Source organism: Chryseobacterium paridis, assembly GCF_016595215.1.
Classification (GTDB): Bacteria; Bacteroidota; Bacteroidia; order Flavobacteriales; family Weeksellaceae; genus Chryseobacterium; species Chryseobacterium paridis.
Map to the genome: position 1 here is coordinate 153,275 of NZ_JAENHK010000010.1, position 21,587 is coordinate 174,861.

The window sequence follows — 21,587 nt, forward strand, 5'->3', positions numbered from 1 at the left end:
TGACATGAATCATCGGATGTAGTCAATATTTTTTTGTTCTTTTGCATTGCGTTTAATTTTTTAAAAAAGAACATGTCGAAATTTGATGATATAAGGCCTTTTTATGATCAGGAAGTGAATGATGCTTTGCTAAGTGTTGCAAAACATCCTATGATGAAGGCATTAATGCAGTTTACGTTCCCTGAAAAGGATGAGCAATTTTGGCTTGAACAATTTAAAGATATTCATTCGATAAGTGATTTTCAAAATCAATTTATCTCACAGACGGTTCGTCAAATTCTGAAACAGAGTTCAGAAGGTTTAAGCACCTCTGGCTTTGATCAGTTGGATAAAGATGTTGCTTATTTATTCATATCCAGTCACAGAGATATTGTTCTGGATACTTCTTTGCTTAATTTGGTCCTATTGGATAGAGGACTTGTCATGACTTCTTCTGCGATTGGAGATAATCTGGTACAAAAGACATTTTTGCATGTGTTGGCAAAACTAAACCGTAATTTTTTAGTTCAAAGAGGATTGCCAATTCGTGAGCAGTTGAATAGCTCAATGGTGATGTCCGAATATATTTACACTTTATTAAATAAAGAAAATCGTTCTGTCTGGATAGCACAACGTGAAGGAAGAACGAAAGATGGAAATGATGCTACACAGCAAGGTGTTTTAAAAATGCTTGCCATGGCAGCAGGTGATGAGCCTCTAACTGATTTTTTCAAAAAACTAAAAATAGTTCCCCTTTCTATTTCATACGAATACGATCCGACAGACGTACTTAAAATGCCACAATTGATGGCAAAATCAAGAAATGAGGTATATGTAAAAGATAAAGGAGAAGATTTTGCAACCATGCTAAGTGGAGTATTGGGGCAAAAAAAAAGGATTCATCTGCATGCGGGAGATGTACTTAATACTGAATTTGACGAAATTATGTCAAAATTTGAAAATAAAAATAAGCAATTACAGGCTATTGCGCAGGTTATCGATGATTCTATTATTCAAAATTATAAACTCTGGCCAACCAATTTCATTGCTTATGATTTACTCAATGGAACCAATGAATATTCTGACCATTACACAGAAGATGAAAAAATGCTCTTTGGACGAAGAATGGAAATGCGTATCGACATTTCAGATGCTGTTTTAAAGAACAGTTTTTTAGCTATGTATGCTAATCCTGTAGTCAATAAAATGAAATATAGCTAGGTAATTGAACGGTTACAAATTATAAGCTGCTCGCTGATACGCCAAATTCTTTTTTGAATGCAAAAGAAAAATGAGACAAATCTTCAAAACCCAGATCAAGATAAATATCTGTAGGTCTTTGTCTTTTTTGTTCCACCAAAAACCGTGCTTCCTGAAGCCGCCTTTTAGTTAACCAACGATTAGGTGTTTCATTGAAGGTCGTTTTAAAATCTCTTTTGAAAGATGATAAGCTTCGTCCTGTAAGGAAGGCGAATCGTTCCATACTTACATTAAACTTATAATTTTTTTGCATAAACTCTTCAAGATCCAAACGTCCCGGAATACCGAAGTCAAATAATATATCTGATAATTCGGGTTGCAGTTCTAACAGAATAAGAAGTAATTCTTCTCTTTTTACATCGGAAAATGTTTTATTTATATCTCCAGAGCTGTTATAATAGGGTTCTAGTGAAAGAAGAAAACTACTAATAAGTATATCTTTTTTGAGCTTGATAAAAGTGTCATCTGAAACATGTTTGAGAAAAGTAATGCTGTGTTTCTTTTGAAAGTTTCTTAAAAATACTTCATCAAAGAAAAAGATGACTTTTTCAAACTGGCCATTATCTTTTACTTTATTGTATCGTGCCAGTCTGTTTTTACGAACAATGCAGCTTTCTCCGGGTTTGAGTGTATGATGTTTATTACCATCGTAACCATTCATACTTCCTTTTATCACAAATAAAAAGAAATGTTCGGAAATGAATTGTTCCGCCGAAATGGAAGGTCCTACAATACAAGATTTTATTTCTGTTATTTTCATGATTTTGCTTGTGATTTGATGTCTTTTACTTCCAATATAGATGTAGTGTATCCTCTTGATACACAGTTGATCATTGCCGAACCCACCTCTCGCATTGTACATATCCAATTAGGAAAAAGCAGATACCATATAGGAGACAATATATCAAAAATACGGTAAATACTTCTTACATTTTTTTGACCTTTTACAGGCCTCATAAAGCCGGGACGAAAATGATATACTGCTTTGAAAGGCAATTTCAGCAGAGCATTTTCAGTTCGACCCTTTACTCTTGCCCACATCACTTTTCCTTGTTCTGTACTGTCAGTCCGGTTACCAGAAACATATATAAAGGTCATTTCCGGATTGATTTGAGATAAGGACTTTGCAAATGGTACAACGAAATCAAACGTTTTACCTGTAAATGACTCTTCATTTTCTCCGACAGCACTTGCTCCGGCACAGAAAAAACATGCATCATAGTTATTCAGATGTTCTGCATAATTCGTAATGGTCGAAAAATCTTCCACGATCAGTTCTTTTAATTTTTGATGTTGGAGGGCAAGTGGCTTTCTGTTGATTATAAGCACTTCTGTAACCATAGGGTTTTCCAGGCAAACAAGCAATACGCCTTCGCCTACCAACCCTGTGGCACCGGTAATCATTATTTTCATCTCTGTTTATTTTACAATATCTAATTTAATCAAACTATTGGCAGTAGCCAAAATAGCCTCTTCTGTGGAACGTGGAGTCCATCCGAGCATTTTTATCGCTTTTTCACTGCTTGCTCTTTTAATCATTCCTAAGTAAGGAGCTACAGATTTTAACTTTGGATTGAATAATGCCAATAGTTTAATAAACCAGTTGGGTAATTCTTTTGTAGGTACTTTTTCTGCTTTTTTACCTAAATTTTTTCTCAGCACATTCGCTATATCTATCAGAGAAAATCCCTCCCCGGCAACTGCTATAAATCGTTCACCATTAGCCTGAGGCATAGTCATCGCTTTAAAGTGCAGATCAGCTACATCACGAACATCCACATATCCTGAGATTATTTTAGGACAGGCTTTCATATCCCCGTTCAGCATTTGTTTCATATTTTGAATAGAATGCGAAAAATCGTCGGCTAACACAGGCCCTAAAACTCCAGTAGGGTTTACAACGGATAATTCCATTCCGTTACCTTCATTTTGTATAAAATCCCAGGCTGCTTTTTCGGAAATAGTTTTTGATTTTTGATAAGGAAATACAGTGTCATCTAGTATGGTCCAATCTTCTTCAGTATAAGGAGTCGTTTTTACGGTACCAAATCCCACAGCTCCAAAGGCAGAAGTAAGAACCACTCTTTTTACCCCTGCTTTTTTGGCTGCGCGTAATACAAAGAGCACTCCATTTTTAGCAGGAATTACAAAATCATCTTCAGTCTTAGCATCGGTATGGGGAGTAGGAGAAGCTACGTGAATAACATACTGACAACCTTCTGCTGCTTTTTCCCAGGAAGATTCATTTTGTAAATCCGCTTCTACGAATGACAAGTCTTGAAATGAATAAAAACCTGCTTCTTTCAACATTTGTTTCACCAATTCAGATTTTTTTAATGAACGAAGGGAAGCTTTTACTTTATATCCATTTTTAAGCAAGGTAAGGATGCAATAAGAAGCTATAAAACCTGAACCTCCAGTTACCAAAACTGTTTCTTTATTTTCCATTTTTTTTTAAATTTTAATGGAACAAATTTCGGTAATAATAGACAGGACGAATGTGTTCAAAAGTCCAAGTTCTATTTGTTTAAAAGTTCAGAATCTAAAGATTTTCATTGGGTAAAAGATACTTCTATCAATCAGATGAGTTTTCCAATCAGTACCAGATCGATAATTGGAGCTCCATCCTTATCAATAGAATCAAAACGCTTTAACTTGATAACCTCAAAATTATTGTCTTGAAATGCTTTTGTTAAATAATCTTCCTGATGATAATAAAGATAGACCTGATCGCCTAAACTGGATGTTATCAGTCCCGATTTACTATAGTCATCTTCCATAGTGCTTAGATAGAACATACCCCCTGGTTTTAATAACCCGGATGAGTCAGCGATAAGTTGTATAGCTTCCTCCTTTGCTAAATAGGGAAGACAGAACCCACAGATAATTCCATCAAATTTCTGTTCTATCTTGCTTATATCATTACAGTTCATCAGTTCAAAGCGTGCTGTAGGATTATTGATCTTTGCAAGTTCGAGCATTTTTGATGATAGATCGATTCCCAGAATATCATAATCTGGTTTTCTGTCTAATAAATACTTTGTAATATTTCCGGGACCGCAGGCAATATCCAGAATGTCTGCATCATTGGATTTTATGTTATTGCAAAATAGATCGAAAGTATTACCAAATGAGCTGACATCCATAAACTTGTCCTGGTATATTTTTGCAGCTTTGTCAAATGCCTCAACGGGTTTTAATATTTTCATGATTTTAGATTTTGGTGGTACTAATTTAAATAATTGTTGCCAATCCCTGAGAAACTTAAGTAAGATGCAAAAGTTTCCAGAAATTCCTTGTCACGTGAGAGGAGGATGTGTATTTGGTAAGATTAAGAAAAAAGTCAAATCATTTTATAGTTTATATGTGATTTAATTCTTATATAAAGATGAAAAACTAAAAACCTTTTAATTTTAAAATTTCGTTATTTTTTACTATTTATTGCGTTATATATTGAAATTAATTCACATGGCCATATGCTTAAAATTTCAAAATAAACGTGATCATCTGTGTTTTGATTTTTTTGACAATTTTAATCTCTAGTAATTCCCAAAATCTTGAAAAAATGTTATTCAACTCATATTATAGTGAATATATTTTAGTGGATATCAGAAAAAAGACCAGCTAAAATGACTATTTTTTGGCTAATATTATGAAATGTTTACAATAGATAATTAGCTTTGTTTATGGGTATTTTGCTGATTTTCAATATGGTTTTTGTAGCTGTTTATTATTTTCTTTTTTTGAGATAAAAAAAAACATTAATTTTTTATTAAACTCATCATTAAGTGATTTTTTTTTATATTTTAGCAAAATAAAACTAAGGATAAAGAACACAATTTAAACACTCAATAAACTTAAAAAACTCTTTTTAAGCATTCCATTTCGTCTTTTTCCTACAAAAAAATCTTTCGCACATTTGAATGTGACTTAAGTGGCGAAGCCGTAAAAATAACCATTAGAAAACCGTATGAATTTTGCTCAAGGATGGTATGTTGCCTATACCAAATCTCGTTTCGAAAAGAAAATTGCCACTAAGCTTAGTGAGGATGAGTTTGATGTTTATCTTCCTACCAGTAATGTGACGTCTCAATGGTCTGATCGTAAAAAGAAAGTTGAAAAACCATTGTTTAGTTCGTATGTCTTTGTTTATTTAAAAACGATTAAAGACTATTTGAAAGCTTTGACGGTAGAAGGAATAGTTCTTTTTATTAGTTTGGGTAATAAACTGGTTAGAGTTCCTGATGAAGAAATTAACAGGATAAGAATATTTCTTAGTCAGTATTCTGAAGTTGAACTTAAAGGCATTCATGAACTGAATATAGGAGAAAGGAAAGTAATAACATCCGGTCCTTTCGAGTCCTATCCATGTGAAATTCTGAAAATTAATAACAAGCAAAAGATTTGTGTAAGAATAGATTCATTACAACAAAGTCTGATCGCTGAAATCCACCCTTATCATTTAATATAATGCTAAATACATCATCTTTATCAAATATTTTTTGGCTGAATAAGACAAAAAATAAGGAAACTGTGGTCTTATCTGAAGATAGTGCAGAATCATTGGAAATAGAGATTTCGAAGTGTGATCTGGATAGTTTTCTGAAAGTTTCAAAAAACACTTCTCTATCTAAATTAACCATTATTGCATCTGTTTTTTCTTTTTTGCTTGACAGGTATTGTGAAGATTTTCAAGGTGTTATTAAGGTGTATGCATCTGATCAAATTCCATTAAAAAATAAAATATTAGTGGATCTTGAGAAAACGAAAGAGATTACATTTAAAGATCTTTTGAAGAGTTTTGCCAGCAATATTAAAGAAGCTGTTTCTCATTCTGATTACAATACCAATGATCTTGATTTAACGGAATATTCTAATTTTTCTATTCAGTATGGGAAGAGGCCTGAATCCATACAGGATAATCTCTCTCTTTTGTATAACGAATCTGAAGAAAAGGTTATTTTAAGTATTTGTTATAAAGATATTTATAGAGGATATTTAATTGAGAATTTATTGAAGAGTTTAGTGCATATTCTTTCCAATTATGATCAATTACTAGATACAAGTCTCACCGATTATGCCCTTGTTTCAGAAGAGGAGGGAGCAGAAATGCTTAGCAGGTTTAACTTGACAACCGATTACCCTTCTGATCAAACAATTATTGATTTATTTGATTCTCAGGTAAGGAAAAATCCCGACGGGCTTGCAGTAATCTATGGAGATGTAGCATTGAGTTATGCTGATCTCGATAAGGAGTCCAATCAATTAGCTCATTATCTTAAAAATCAATATGATATAAAAGCTGATGACCTGGTCTGTATTCAACTTCCCCGGAATGAAGAGATGATCATATCCATATTGGGTATATTAAAATCTGGAGGAGCATATGTTCCGATTGATATGGATTATCCAAAAGAGCGGATTGACTACATTCTAACTGATACCAAAGCTAAAGTGAATATAGATGATGTATTCCTGGCAAAGTTTAATGAAGTAAAACAGGGATATTCATCGGAAAACTGTGATTCTGCAATAAAAGGGGATCATCTGGCATACGTTATTTATACATCAGGAACTACTGGAAATCCTAAAGGAGTAATGATCGAGCATCAGAATGTATTTCATTCTACGATCAACAGAATTGCTTTCTATGCTATTGAAAGTATGTTGCTTGTCCCTTCTTTCTCCTTTGACTCTTCGGTAGCCGTAATCTTCGGAACGCTGTGCAGTGGCGGAAGATTGTTTATTGAAAGCAATATGAATATTAAAGATGTGGAATATATTTCGCATCGGATTATAAAAAATAAAATTGAAGGGATCTTATGTGTTCCCAATTATTACTCTAGCTTGCTTCCTTATCTCAGTGAAAACACTTCAGGAGAAAATACGCTGAAACATGTCATTGTAGCAGGAGAGGAGTTAAGTAAAAACTTAGTATTACATCATCAGAAATACAGCGATGCTATTCTGTATAACGAATACGGTCCTACAGAATGTGCAGTATGGTCATCTGTTTCCATCGTCAATGACACAAATGTAAATATTGGAAAATCTATCTCGAATACTCAGATTTACATATTGGATGAATATGGACATTTGTTACCAGCGGGAGTCCATGGGGAATTGTATATCGCTGGAGCAGGATTGGCCAGAGGTTATCTAAACCGTGAAGATTTAACGGAAGAGAAGTTTGTAGCCAATCCGTTTGTGGAAGGCACTAAGATGTACCGTACGGGAGATTTGGGAAGATGGCTTCCAGATGGTACCATTGAATATCTGGGAAGAATAGATCATCAGGTAAAGATCCGCGGGCATAGAATAGAGCTTGGAGAGATTGATAATCAGGTTCTTTCGTTTGGTGAAACGATTAAATCTGTGGTTACAGAAGTTAAGGAACATGAAGGCGATAAAAGTCTGGTCGTTTATTATGTGAGTAATTTTGCGATCGACAAGCAGGAATTGGCTTACTATTTAGAGACCAAGCTTCCCCAATATATGCTTCCTGGCTTTTACGTAGAGCTAGAGCATATTCCACTGACCAGTAACGGCAAGATCGACAGAAAGAGTTTGCCGGAAGTAAGCTCTTCAGATTTGATCAAGACTGAATATGTGGCACCTAAAACAGCGGAAGAAAAAGCATTAGTAGAAGTCTGTGAGCAGGTCTTAAAATACAGTCCTGTCAGTATCCGAGATAATTATTATAACCTTGGAGGAGATTCAATTAAGTCGATCCAGATCGTATCCAGATTACGTCAGCGTGGTTATAGTTTAAAAGTAGAGCATATTTTACAATATCCTGTTTTAGAAGAGCTGGCTGATTATATGACAACGGATGTTGCCGTGATCGATCAATCTGTAGTAACGGGTGATAGTATTCTGACTCCCATCCAAAGGTATTTCTTTGATAGCGTTGATATGGTTAATAAAAACCATTACAACCAGGCTGTTATTTTAAAGAGCAGGGAAAGACTTTCAGGTTCTGTCCTGGAATCTTCGATCAAACGTCTTGTGGTACACCATGATGCCTTAAGAATGGTGTATAGCCAGAAAGAAGGTGAATGGAATCAATATAATGCAGGATCAGAAGGTAATCATTATCGATTTGAATATTTTGATATCAGAGAAGAAAGCTCTGTAGAAAACGAGCAGAATTCTTTACAAAAAATAGGAGATCTCCTCCAAAGTACCATCAATATAGAATCCGGAATATTATTCCATATAGGACATGTCTCGATGAGTGATGGTGACCGAATCATATTGGTTATTCATCACCTTGTAGTCGACGGAGTTTCCTGGAGGATCTTGTTGGAAGATTTAGGAAATTTGTACGAATCGGGGATGAAGGGAACATCTTATGAACTTCCTTCCAAAACAGATTCTTTCCAGAGTTGGGGAGCAGCATTGGAAAAGTATAGCAATAGTTCATCTTTATCCCAAGAGCGTTTGTATTGGGAAGGTATAGAATCAGAGGTTTATCCGGTTATTCCAACCGATCACCCTGCGAAAGGCAAACATATTTTAGATAGCAGCATCAGCTTTTCCTTAAATGAATCGTCTACGAAATTGTTACAAACGCGTGCAGGTAAGAAATACAGTGCAGAGATCAATGATGTTTTATTGACGGGATTGGCCTTATCCTTACAGGATCAGTTTGGTATTAACAAGACCAAGGTGCTGATGGAAGGTCATGGTAGAGAGGTGATGAGTACTGGCCTTGATATCAGCAGAACAGTAGGATGGTTCACCAGTGTGTATCCTTTTTCGTTAGACATCAGCAATGAGAGTCAGCCGGCTTTGGTGAGTATCAAAGAAGATTTGAGAGCTATTCCTCATAAAGGGATTGGTTACGGAGTATTAAACTATCTTGGAGATTCGTTTTCACCAGTAAACTATCCATCGGTTCAGTTCAATTATCTTGGAGATTTTGATGATGCAGTAGGATCAGCATTTAATTATAGCTCAGAGGCTATCGGGAATCCGGTATCTGAAGAAAACCTAGGAACAGATATTCTATTAGATGTTTCAGGAATCACGATGAGTGGTGCCATGACTATCACGATCCGTTATTCAGGAGATCTCTTTACTGAAGCTACGGTTCAGAAACTGATAGACATTTATCAGAGTCATTTGGAGAAAATGATTGATGAAGAGAAAGAAGCGGAGGTGATTTTAACACCATCAGATCTTACTTATAAAGGGTTATCTTTCAGTACGATTCAGGAGATTAATAAGAAAGGGGATATTGAAGATATTTATGAGCTTTCGCCAATGCAGCAGGGCTTGTATTATCATTGGCTTGTGGAACCCAAAGGAGCTACTTATTTTATGCAGACTTCGTACAGAGCAAAATTCGAAAGTCTTGATCTGTCAGAAGTAGAAAGAGCATTTGAAATTTTGGTCAATCGTTATACGGTTTTACGCACTTCTTTTGATAATCGTTTTGGAGATGTTCCTTTGCAGATTGTTCACAAAAAAGCAAAAGTTGATTTTAGATCTTTAGTATTAGAATCTGATGTAAGGTTACAGCATATAAAACAAGAAGATATAGCTCGTGGCTTTGATCTGGGTACACCTACTCAAATGCGTCTTACCGTTATTGCACTTCCTGATGGGGAATATGAATTTGTCTGGAGTCATCATCATATTATCATGGATGGTTGGTGCTTAAGTATCTTGATCAATGATTTTGCTGTCATTTTGAACTCACTAAAGCAAGACATAGAGATTAATTTACCGGAATCTAAAAAATATTCGTCTTATATCAACTGGCTGGAAACCGTAAATAAAGAAGAGGCTTTAAGTTATTGGGAAAATTACCTCAAAGGGGTAGTGTCACCAACACTTATTCCTTTTAACAAGAATACATCAGAAAAAGAGTCTCATTTTATTACCGAAATAATAAAAGTAGAAAATGAGGAGTTCGCTGGTATTAACAATTTCTGTAAGAGCTTGGGGATCACTCTGAATACTTATGTCCAGGGAGTGTGGTCTTATCTGCTAAGTTCTTACAATGCGTCTGAAGAAGTTATATTCGGATCTGTGGTATCAGGAAGACCAGCAGAAATTGAGGATGTAGAGCGTATGGTTGGATTGTTTATCAATACGATTCCTGTATGTGTGCATGTGGATAAGGATGATACACCAAGAAGTTTGCTGGAAAAACTACATCAGGATTCTATTCAGACTACCGGATATCATTTTACCGGCTTAGCCGAGATCCAGTCTTTATCTTCATTAGGGAAAGAATTGGTCAATCATATTATCATTTTCGAAAATTATGCAAAGCAGGATGTCAGTAATGATCTTTCAATGATGGGATTGACTGATCAAAATGCCGATGCTTTTGAACAGACGAATTATGATTTTAATATTGTTGCTGTTCCGGGAATGAATAGCTTATCGATAGATTTTAAATACAATGCATCTGTATTTTACGAATCTTTGATAAGATCTTTAGCCGGACATTTTAAGAATATATTGGGACAGTTTGCTGCTTTTCCCGATCAGGCAATCAAAAGCTTCAGCTATTTAAGTAATCCGGAAGTAAATGAATTATTGGAAGACTTCAATGGTACAGAAACTTCATATTCTTTTGAAAAGACTGTTGTAAAATTATTTGAAGAACAAGTGAACAGCTGTGCGAATAATGTAGCATTACAGTCAGGTTTAGCACAACTTAATTATACAGATCTAAATATAGAATCTAACCGTCTTGCTCATTACCTGAGAAATCATTACAACATCAATGCGAATGACTTGGTTTGCATGCAATTGCCACGTAATGAAAAGATGATTGTTTCGATCCTTGGAATTCTAAAATCAGGAGGAGCATATGTTCCGATTGATGTGAATTACCCTCAGGAAAGAACGGAATATATTGTAAAAGACACCAAATCTAAATTATATATCGATGAATCATTTTGGAAAGAGTTTGATTCATTGAAAGAAAATTATTCAACAGAAAATCTTTCTGCAGAGATTCATCCTTCTGATCTGGCTTATGTTATTTATACATCGGGGACAACAGGAAACCCTAAAGGAGTATGTATCAGCCATTCCAATCTGATGAATTATGTTTCTTGGAGTAATGGATATTATTTTAATAGTGAAGACCGTGGTAACTGGGGACTATTCACTTCAATTTCCTTTGACCTTTCTGTTACAGCAGTATTCTGCTCTTTGACAAGAGGAAGTTCTTTATGGTTGGGAGAGAATGAAGAAGATGTTCTAGCTGTTCTTATTAAAGCATTTGAAAATAAGGATGTAGACATTTTAAAATTAACGCCCTCTCATATTTCATTATTAAAGAATATAGAAATTCATAATACAGGTATCCGAAAAATTATTTTAGGAGGTGAAAAGCTTTATAATGAACATATTCAGATCATTCACGCTATAAATAAAGATATCGAGATCTATGATGAATATGGTCCGACTGAGACAACAGTAGGATGTATCGCCCGGAAAGTTGATGCATCTGCGACAACAATTGGAAAGCCAATTACAAATACGGAGGTTTATATATTGGATGAATATGGACATTTGGTACCAGTGGGAGTCCATGGGGAATTGTATATCGCTGGAGCAGGATTGGCCAGAGGTTATCTAAACCGTGAAGATTTAACGGAAGAGAAGTTTGTAGCCAATCCGTTTGTGGAAGGCACTAAGATGTACCGTACGGGAGATTTGGGAAGATGGCTGCCAGACGGTACCATTGAATATCTGGGAAGAATTGATCATCAGGTAAAGATCCGTGGACATCGTATCGAGCTTGGCGAGATTGATAATCAGGTTCTTTCGTTTGGTGAAACGATTAAATCTGTGGTTACAGAAGTTAAGGAACATGAAGGTGATAAAAGTCTGGTTGTTTATTATGTGAGTAATTCTGCTCTGGATAAGCAGGAACTGGCATATTATTTAGAGAGGAAGCTTCCCCAATATATGCTTCCAAGCTTTTACGTAGAGCTAGAGCGCATTCCACTGACCAGTAACGGAAAGATCGACAGAAAGAGTTTGCCGCAAGTAAGCTCTTCAGATTTGATCAAGACTGAATATGTGGCACCTGAAACAGCGGAAGAAAAAGCTTTGGTGGAAGTCTGTGAGCAGGTTTTAAAATATAGTCCTGTCAGTCTCCGTGATAATTATTATAACCTTGGAGGAGATTCGATTAAGTCGATCCAGATTGTATCGAGATTACGTCAGCGTGGCTATAGCTTGAAAGTAGAGCATATTTTACAATATCCTGTTTTAGAGGAGCTTGCTGGTTATATGACAACGGATGTTGCCGTTATCGACCAATCTGTTGTAACAGGAGATAGCATTCTTACTCCCATCCAAAGGTATTTCTTTGATAGCATTGATATGGTTAATAAAAACCATTACAACCAGGCTGTTATTTTAAAGAGCAGTGAAAGACTTTCAGGTTCTGTCCTGGAATCTTCGATCCATACTTTAGTAAATCATCATGATGCCTTAAGAATGGTGTATAGCCAGAAAGAAGGTGAGTGGAATCAATATAACGCAGGATCAGAAGGTAATCATTACCATTTTGAATATTTTGATATCAGGGAAGAAAAATCTCTTGAAAACGAGCAGAGTTCTTTACAAAAAATAGGAGATCACCTCCAAAGTACCATCAACATAGAATCCGGAATATTATTCCACATAGGTCATGTCTCGATGAGTGATGGTGACCGAATCATATTGGTAATTCATCACCTTGTTGTTGATGGAGTTTCCTGGAGGATCTTGTTGGAAGATTTAGGAAACTTATATGAATCCGGGATGAAGGGAGTATCTTATGAGCTACCCTCCAAAACAGATTCGTTCCAGAGTTGGGGTAAAGCAGTGGAGAAGTATAGTAAGAGTTCCGTTCTTTCCCAAGAGCTTGTTTATTGGGAAGGTATAGAATCAACGGTTTATCCGGTTATTCCAACCGATCACCCTGCAAAAGGCAAACATATATTAGATAACAGCATCAGCTTTTCATTGAATGAAGATGCTACACGTTTCCTACAAGCCAAAGCAGGGAAGAAATACAGTGCAGAGATCAATGATGTCTTATTAACCGGTCTTGCCTTATCCTTACAGGATCAGTTTGGTATTAATAAAACCAAGGTGCTGATGGAAGGTCATGGTAGAGAGGTGATGAGTACAGGTTTGGATATCAGCAGAACGATAGGATGGTTCACCAGTGTATATCCTTTTTCGTTAGATATCAGTAATAAGAGTCAGCCCGCTTTGGTAAGTGTAAAAGAAGGCTTACGAGAGATTCCAAATAAAGGAATCGGTTATGGTATTCTACACTATCTGGGGGATTCATTTTCTTCGACAGAGGGTCCTTCTATACAGTTCAATTATCTTGGAGATTTTGATGATGCAGTAGGATCAGCATTTTATTATAGTTCAGAGTCTATTGGTCATGCGGTGTCAGAAGAAAACCTCGGAACTGATATTCTATTGGATGTTTCAGGAATCACGATGAGTGGTGCCATGACTATCACGATCCGTTATTCAGGGGATCTCTTTACTGAAGCTACGGTTCAGAAACTGATAGACAGTTATCAGCGTCATTTGGAGAAAATGATTGGTGAGAGTGAAGGCTCAGAGGTGATTTTAACACCATCAGATCTTACTTATAAAGGGTTGTCTTTCAGTACGATTCAGGAGATTAATAAGAATCAAGATATTGAAGATATGTATGAGCTTTCGCCAATGCAGCAGGGCTTGTATTACCATTGGCTTGTGGAACCCAAAGGAGCCACTTATTTTATGCAGACTTCGTACAGGGCTAAATTCGAGGGTCTTGATCTGTCAGAAGTAGAAAAGGCATTTGAAATTCTGGTCAACCGCTATACGGTTTTACGGACTTCTTTTGATAATCGTTTTGGAGAAGTTCCTTTGCAGATTGTTCACAAAAAAGCACAAGTTGACTTTAAATATCATACAATAGGATCTAATGATTCTCTGGAAAGCGATCTGGAGATTATTAAAGAAAATGATATTATCCGTGGTTTTGCTCTGAATCAACCTACACAGTTACGTTTGATAATAGTAGAATTACCAAATGATACTTATGAATTTATCTGGAGTTATCACCATATTATCATGGATGGCTGGTGCTTAAGTATCTTGATCAACGATTTCTCTGCAATATTAGACTCGCTTAAACAAGGTCTGGAAGCGAATTTACCAGAACCTCAGAAATATTCTGCTTATCTTAAATGGCTAGGCGGGATTGATAAAGATTCGGCAATGTTGCATTGGAAAAACTATTTAGAAGGAATTAGTGCTCCTACACTAATACCTTTTGAAAAGGATTTCAAAGAAGAAACTCCTCATTTTATTACCGAAAAATTTAGTGTGGCAGGAGATGAATTTAAAGAAATTGATCAGCTGTGTCAGAAACTTGGAATTACTCTCAATACTTATATACAGGGAGTATGGTCTTATCTTTTAAGCAAATACAATTCCTCGGAAGAAATCCTATTCGGAGCTGTCGTGTCAGGAAGACCGGCAGAAATTGATGATGTAGAAAGTATGGTCGGATTGTTTATCAATACCATCCCTGTAAGGATTTTGGTCAACAAAGATGATACACCACGTAGCCTTTTGAAAAAGGTACATCAGGATTCTATACAGAATACAGGATATCATTTCAACAGTTTGGCAGAAATTCAATCCTTATCTTCTTTAGGGAAAGATCTGCTAAGCAACATTATTATATTTGAAAACTATGTAAAGAATGAACCAAATGAAAACTTTAAAAATGTAAAAGTTTTTGATCAATCCAACTATAACTTTACATTAGTAGCAGAACCATATGAGGATCATTTAAATATGGATTTTGAATATAATGCATCAGTATATTCTTCTTCTATCGAGATTCTGGTTTCTCATTTGAAAAATACCCTTAACCAATTTAAAACTTACATTGATACTCCTCTTTCAGAATTGAACTATTTAAGTTCTGGTGAGCAGGACTTATTGTTAAAAGAGTTTAATGACACCTCTGTTCCATATCCTTCTGATGCAACAATTCTTAGTTTGTTTGAAGAGGAAGTGGCCAAAAATCCAGATTCAAGAGCTGTTGTTTTCGAAGATACAGCATTAAGCTACGAAGAGCTGAATAATAAAGCGAATGCTTTAGCTTATCGTCTTCAGGTGGATCATGGGATCAAGAAAGGGGATCAGGTAGGAGTGATGCTAAACCGTGGAGAGAATCAGATCGTTTCCATTCTTGGGATATTGAAACTAGGAGCAGTGTATGTCCCTGTGGATGCCAACCTCCCTGAATCCAGAAAAGAAGTGATGACTTCCGGTTTATCTTTATTGATCACCGAATCTTACTATTTCTTTGACCTTGATTTCTACTCCGGTGAATCCTTTTCTATCGATTTAGAATTCACAGAGGAGGATGCTTCAGGCTTTACATCAGAAGTTTTGGAAAAAGATGATATTGCTTATATCATTTACACTTCCGGTTCTACGGGAGAACCAAAAGGAGTTTTGAATACCCATGGCGGTATTTTAAATACGATGTTATTCCAGAAAGAATTCTTTGGAGTTTCCTCTTATGAAAATGTGGCTCAGTTTGCTTCTTTTTCATTTGATGCTTCCATTTCAGAGATTTTTATGACGTTGCTAAGTGGTAAGAGTCTTCATATTCTTAGTGATTCAGTAAGAAAAGATGCTTATGCCTTTGAAGAGTATGTAAATAATCATTCTATTGACCTGGTAACGCTGCCACCAGCATTTTTCAGTTTATTGAATGTTGAAAAGCTTCAAAATTTAAAAGGCTTAATTACCGCAGGAGAATCAGCCGTTATCGGTAAGACGAAAGAATATTTAAAGTATGGTACTTTTTACAATGCTTATGGTCCTACAGAGACAAGCATCTGTGCTACCGTACATAAACTAGAAAAGGGAAGTGACTTAACTTCTTCTACCATACCTATCGGTCAGCCTATTGCCAATACTCAGATTTATATTTTAGATGAGTATAAACATTTGGTTCCTGCAGGAGTAAGCGGTGAGATGTATATCTCGGGAGCCGGATTGGCTCAGGGTTATTTAAATAATCCAGAGCTTACCGCAGAGAAGTTTGTAGATCATCCATTTATCCCGGGTACGAAGATGTACCGCACAGGAGATTTAGGAAAATGGCTAGCAGATGGCACAATAGAGTATCTAGGAAGGATTGACCATCAGGTGAAGATCCGTGGTCACAGGATAGAGCTTGGTGAGATCGACAGCCAGGTACTTTCCTTCAGTGAATCGATTAAATCTGTTGTGACAGAAGTAAAAGAGCATGAAGAAGATAAGAGTTTGGTGGTGTATTATGTAAGTGATACCCCGATTGACAAGCAGGATTTGGCCAGACACCTTGAAAGCAAGCTTCCAAAATACATGCTTCCTGGTTTTTATGTAGAGCTAGACCAGATTCCTTTAACAAGCAATGGAAAGGTTGACAGGAAGAGTTTGCCAGAAGTAAGCAGTTCAGATTTAATAAAGAATGAATACGTAGCTGCTAGAAACAAGGAAGAAAGTGTATTAGTCTCTGTCTGTGAGCAGATCTTAAAACACAATCCGATCAGCATCCGTGATAACTATTATAATTTAGGAGGAGACTCCATAAAATCCATTCAGATTGTTTCCAGGCTTCGTCAGCAAGGTTACAGTTTAAAAGTAGAACATATCTTACAATATCCTGTATTAGAAGAGTTGGCGCGATATATGACAACAGATGTTGTGAATATTGACCAGTCAGCAGTTATGGGGGAAAGTATTCTAACTCCTATCCAGAGATATTTCTTTGAGAGTGAAGGGATCACTAATAAAAACCATTACAACCAGTCTGTTATCTTAAAAAGCAAAGAAAGACTGTCAGCTTCTGTTTTAGAAACTTCCTTGAAACGTCTTGTAGAGCATCACGATGCTTTAAGAATGGTGTATAGCCAGACAGAAGGAGAATGGAATCAGTATAATGCAGGAACCGAAAATAAACCCTATAAGTTTAATTCATATGATCTTCTGAATGAGCATCTTTCATCCGAAGAAGAGTTGGAACGCTTACAAAGCATAGGAGAGGACCTTCAGAGTACAATCAATATAGAGTCCGGAGTTTTATTCCATGCAGGTCATATTTCGATGAGTGATGGGGACCGCATTATTTTAGTGGTTCATCATTTGGTAATGGATGGGGTTTCATGGAGAATTTTGTTGGAAGATTTAGGGAAACTATATGAATCGGGAGTTCAGGGCTTATCTTCTGACCTGCCATCGAAAACGGATTCTTTCCAGAGTTGGGGTAAAGCCTTGGATGAATACAGCAGAAGTTTGGAACTGTCCAAAGAACGTTTGTATTGGGAAGGAGTGGAATCTGAAAACTATACAGCTCTGGTTACAGATTATCCTGTAGAAGGCAAGCAGGCTTTAGATAAAAGCTTAGGCTTTAGTTTAAGTACTGATGCTACGAAATTATTACAGACTCGCGCGGGGAGAAAATACAGTGCAGAGATCAATGATGTTTTGCTGACCGGTTTAGCATTAGCATTACAGAATCAGTTTGGAGTTAGCAAGACCAAGGTTCTCATGGAGGGACATGGTAGAGAAGTGATGAGTACGGGACTTGACATCAGCCGGACGATAGGTTGGTTTACCAGTGTATATCCTTTTAACCTTGATATCAGCGATAACAGTCAGCCTGCTTTGGTAAGTGTAAAAGAAGGTTTACGAAGTATTCCAAAGAAAGGAATTGGTTATGGTATTTTGAATTATCTGGGCGATGCATTTTCTTCAACAAGTAACCCTTCCATACAATTCAATTACCTTGGAGATTTTGATGATGCCAGTGGTAATGATAACGGAGATAAGGAATCATTGTTCAAATATAGTTCTGAAGATATTGGAAGCCCCGTGTCTAAAGAGAATCTAGGGACTGATACGTTATTAGATGTCTCAGGGATGACGGTGAACGGAGTGATGAGTATCAATATCCGTTTCTCGGATAAGGTATTTGCTGAAAATACGATCGAAAAACTTTTATCCGCATATCAGTCTCATCTGGAATCTATGATCAGCGAAAGTGAAGACTCACAGGTGGTTTTAACCCCGTCAGATCTTACTTACAACGGCTTATCATTCAGCACCATTGAGGAGATCAGTAAAGGGAATGATATAGAAGATATTTATGAGTTGTCCCCAATGCAGCAAGGCTTGTATTACCATTGGCTGGTAGACCCTAAAGGTTTATCATACTTTATGCAGACTTCCTATCGTATTAAAGCTTCTGGATTGAACTTATCTCTGGTAGAAAAAGCATTTGGAATATTACTAAATCGTTACACGATTCTTCGTACTTCCTTTGAAAACCGTTATGGAGAAGTTCCTTTGCAGATTGTTCATAAAGAGGCTCGAATTGACTTTAAGCATTTAATCTTAGAATCAGAACTTGAATTAGACAATATCAGACAAGGTGATATAGATCGTGGTTTTAATTTGAGTGAACCTACGCAGATGCGTTTACTGGTTGTACAATTACCTAATGGTTATTACGACTTCATCTGGAGTCACCATCATATCATTATGGACGGCTGGTGCCTGAGTATTCTGATCAATGATTTTTCCGCCATATTAAGCAACCTTCAAACTGGTATTGCTGTTCCATTACCGGATACTGAGAAATACGCTTCCTATATTAAATGGCTTGAAAGTGTGGATAAGGAAGAAGCTTTAACCTATTGGAAAAATTATCTTCAGGGAATCGATTCCCCGACATTAATTCCTTTCGTCAATACCGATGAATCATCCCACAACCATTACCTTACTGAAACCCTTACCATAGGAGAACATGATTTTAAGGCTATTGAAGACTTCTGTCAGGGTTCAGGTATTACACTGAATACGTATGTCCAGGGAGTGTGGTCTTACTTGTTAAGCTCTTATAATGCATCCGAAGAAGTAGTCTTTGGGAGTGTGGTTTCAGGAAGACCTGCTGAAATTCCCGGAATTGAGAATATGGTGGGGCTATTTATCAATACAATACCAGTATGTGCCCGAATAGGTGAGCAGGATACTCCACGAAGTTTATTAGATCAGATTCATCAGGATTCTATTCAGAGCAGCCGTTATCATTTTAACAGTCTGGCAGAGATCCAGTCTTTATCCTCTTTAGGTAAAGAGCTGATTAATCATATTGTTGTTTTTGAGAATTATGTAAAGAATGAAAAAGGGAATGCTGAAGCAAGTTCAGATGCAGGCCTATCGTCTGAGTCAGCAGGTTCTTTTGAACAGACGAATTATCCTTTTACCATTGTTGTGGTTCCTGATAATGGCAGTCTGCATATTGAGTTCCGCTATGATTCTTCCGTATTTGCTCCATCTTCAATAACGTCTTTGTTGTCTCATTTTAGAGCAGTTTTTCATCAGTTTGTAAGTGCAGCAGATACTCCATTAAGAGCACTAGATTATCTAAGTCTTGAAGAAAAGGCAGTTTTAGAATCATTCAATAATACGAAAGTTAATTACCCTGTTGATGAAACCATTGTGAGTTTATTTGAAAAACAGGTAGTAACAACTTCGGATCATACAGCGGTTGTTTACGAAGATATTTCGCTGACTTATGCTGAACTCAATGCAAGATCCAATCAGCTGGCTCATTATTTATGTGAAAAATATTCTATAAATGGAGATGACCTGATCTGTATCCAATTGCCTCGTAATGAGAATATGCTGGTTGCAATATTAGGGATACTGAAGTCGGGAGGAGCTTATGTGCCAATAGATGTTGATTATCCACAAGAAAGGATCGATTATATTTTGAATGATACTCAGGCTAAAGCTAATATTGATGAATCTTTCCTTTTAGAGTTTGATTCTTTAAAAGAAAGATATTCAACAGAGAATCCTGAGACAGTAATCAGACCAGATCATTTGGCTTATATTATCTATACTTCAGGGACTACAGGAAATCCAAAAGGGGTAATGATTGAACATAAAAATGTAGTTCGTTTATTGTTCAATGACGAAGCATTGTATGATTTTAACAGTAATGACTCATGGACTTTATTCCATTCCTATAATTTTGACTTTTCGGTATGGGAATGTTATGGTGCTTTACTTTACGGAGGAAGTCTGCATGTAATCTCGAAACAGACTGCCCAGGATCCCGGAGCCTTCTTAAACTATCTGATCAGGAACAAGATCACTGTATTAAATCAAACTCCTGCTGCTTTTTATAATCTTCTTGAATTTGACAGTGAATTTAATAATGAGAAACTGTCGTTACGCTATGTGATTTTTGGAGGAGAAGCTCTTAATCCTGTTCTGTTGCAGGATTGGCATCATAAATATCCGGAAATCCGAATGATCAATATGTACGGGATCACGGAAACTACTGTCCATGTTACCTATAAAGAGCTTAACACGGTAGATATGACCCGTTCTTTATCCAATATAGGAAAACCTATCCCAACGTTGGGCTGTTATATTCTGGATCCACAGGGACGTTTGCTTCCTGTAGGAGTGATTGGAGAGATGTATGTTTCCGGTGATGGTTTGGCTAGAGGTTACCTTAATCTTGAAGATTTAACCGAAGAGAAATTTATCGATAATCCTTTTGTAAAAGGCGGTAAAATGTATCGTTCCGGTGATCTTGGAAGATGGTTACCAGACGGTAATATCGAATATTTGGGAAGAATTGATCATCAGGTTAAGATCCGCGGGCACAGGATAGAGCTTGGAGAGATCGACACTCAGGTGCTTTCTTATGGAGATTCTGTCAAAAATGCAGTTACTGCCGTTAAAGAACATCAGGGCAATAAGAGTTTGGTAGTGTATTATGTTTCGGACATATCGATTGATAAACAAGACTTGTCTCAGTATCTGGAAACAAAGCTTCCGCAGTACATGCTGCCAGGTTTTTATGTGGAACTGGATTTTATTCCATTAACCAGCAATGGCAAGATTGATCGGAAAAGCTTACCTGAAGTGGAAAGTTCAGATCTAATCAAGAATGAATATGTAGCACCTCAGACGGAAACCGAGCAACTACTGGTTGAATTACTAGCAAAAATTTTAAATTATCAGAAAGAAGAGATCAGTACCCAGGACAACTTCTTTGATATGGGATTAAATTCATTGTCTATTGTAAAGCTCTCCCAACTATTGCGTAAAGATTTTGGTTTAGAAATAGAGATTGCCAAATTCTTTTCTTACCCAAGTGTATCAGAGTTAGCCAACTTCATACAAAGCATGAACTCATACACTGAAGAAACGACAGCAGAAGATCAAAATCTGTCGGATCACGTAGATAACCTTATTGATAACCTGTTCGATTAAATTGTACT

At 36.5% G+C, this 21,587-nt stretch carries 7 protein-coding genes; 3 read left to right on the forward strand and 4 right to left on the reverse strand.

The features are described from left to right. Window positions 1-72: 72 nt before the first annotated feature. A complete protein-coding gene (locus tag JHL15_RS10555) occupies window positions 73-1,200 on the forward strand; it encodes a 1-acyl-sn-glycerol-3-phosphate acyltransferase (RefSeq protein ID WP_200245619.1) in 1,128 nt (375 codons plus the stop codon). 19 nt (window positions 1,201-1,219) lie between these two features. Here the strand turns inward: JHL15_RS10555 and JHL15_RS10560 are convergent, their stop codons facing one another. The 4 genes from JHL15_RS10560 to JHL15_RS10575 form a co-directional block, all read right to left on the reverse strand. Continuing rightward, window positions 1,220-1,999: an AraC family transcriptional regulator gene (locus JHL15_RS10560; protein ID WP_200245620.1), complete on the reverse strand. Its 780-nt coding sequence runs from the start codon at window positions 1,997-1,999 to the stop codon at window positions 1,220-1,222. Then, window positions 1,996-2,652, reverse strand: coding sequence for an NAD-dependent epimerase/dehydratase family protein (locus JHL15_RS10565; protein WP_200245622.1), 657 nt, complete (start codon window positions 2,650-2,652; stop codon window positions 1,996-1,998). Before JHL15_RS10565 ends, JHL15_RS10560 begins: the two co-directional genes overlap by 4 nt. A 6-nt stretch (window positions 2,653-2,658) precedes the next feature. Continuing rightward, window positions 2,659-3,687 (reverse strand): SDR family oxidoreductase, encoded by a 1,029-nt coding sequence (locus JHL15_RS10570; protein WP_200245623.1) that lies wholly within the window; start codon window positions 3,685-3,687, stop codon window positions 2,659-2,661. Between the two features lie 131 nt (window positions 3,688-3,818). Then, on the reverse strand, window positions 3,819-4,448 hold the full coding sequence (locus JHL15_RS10575; protein ID WP_200245624.1) for a class I SAM-dependent DNA methyltransferase: 630 nt from the start codon (window positions 4,446-4,448) through the stop codon (window positions 3,819-3,821). 761 nt (window positions 4,449-5,209) lie between these two features. On the opposite strand from JHL15_RS10575, the gene JHL15_RS10580 reads away from it, so the two are divergent. Together JHL15_RS10580 and JHL15_RS10585 are read left to right on the forward strand one after the other, a co-directional pair. Next, window positions 5,210-5,710, forward strand: a complete 501-nt coding sequence (locus JHL15_RS10580; protein WP_200245625.1) for a UpxY family transcription antiterminator — start codon at window positions 5,210-5,212, stop codon at window positions 5,708-5,710. Next, the gene (locus JHL15_RS10585; RefSeq protein ID WP_200245626.1) at window positions 5,710-21,579 is read left to right on the forward strand and encodes a non-ribosomal peptide synthetase; all 15,870 of its coding nucleotides are present in this window, start codon (window positions 5,710-5,712) and stop codon (window positions 21,577-21,579) included. The genes JHL15_RS10580 and JHL15_RS10585 overlap by 1 nt, the downstream gene beginning before the upstream one ends. Window positions 21,580-21,587 lie beyond the last annotated feature (8 nt).

Bases quoted from the DNA above. Each gene is read 5' to 3' on its own strand.
- JHL15_RS10555 (WP_200245619.1), top strand. From the start codon at position 73: ATGTCGAAATTTGATGATATAAGGCCTTTTTATGATCAGGAAGTGAAT.
- JHL15_RS10565 (WP_200245622.1), bottom strand. From the start codon at position 2,652: ATGAAAATAATGATTACCGGTGCCACAGGGTTGGTAGGCGAAGGCGTA.
- JHL15_RS10585 (WP_200245626.1), top strand. From the start codon at position 5,710: ATGCTAAATACATCATCTTTATCAAATATTTTTTGGCTGAATAAGACA.
- JHL15_RS10575 (WP_200245624.1), bottom strand. From the start codon at position 4,448: ATGAAAATATTAAAACCCGTTGAGGCATTTGACAAAGCTGCAAAAATA.
- JHL15_RS10580 (WP_200245625.1), top strand. From the start codon at position 5,210: ATGAATTTTGCTCAAGGATGGTATGTTGCCTATACCAAATCTCGTTTC.
- JHL15_RS10570 (WP_200245623.1), bottom strand. From the start codon at position 3,687: ATGGAAAATAAAGAAACAGTTTTGGTAACTGGAGGTTCAGGTTTTATA.
- JHL15_RS10560 (WP_200245620.1), bottom strand. From the start codon at position 1,999: ATGAAAATAACAGAAATAAAATCTTGTATTGTAGGACCTTCCATTTCG.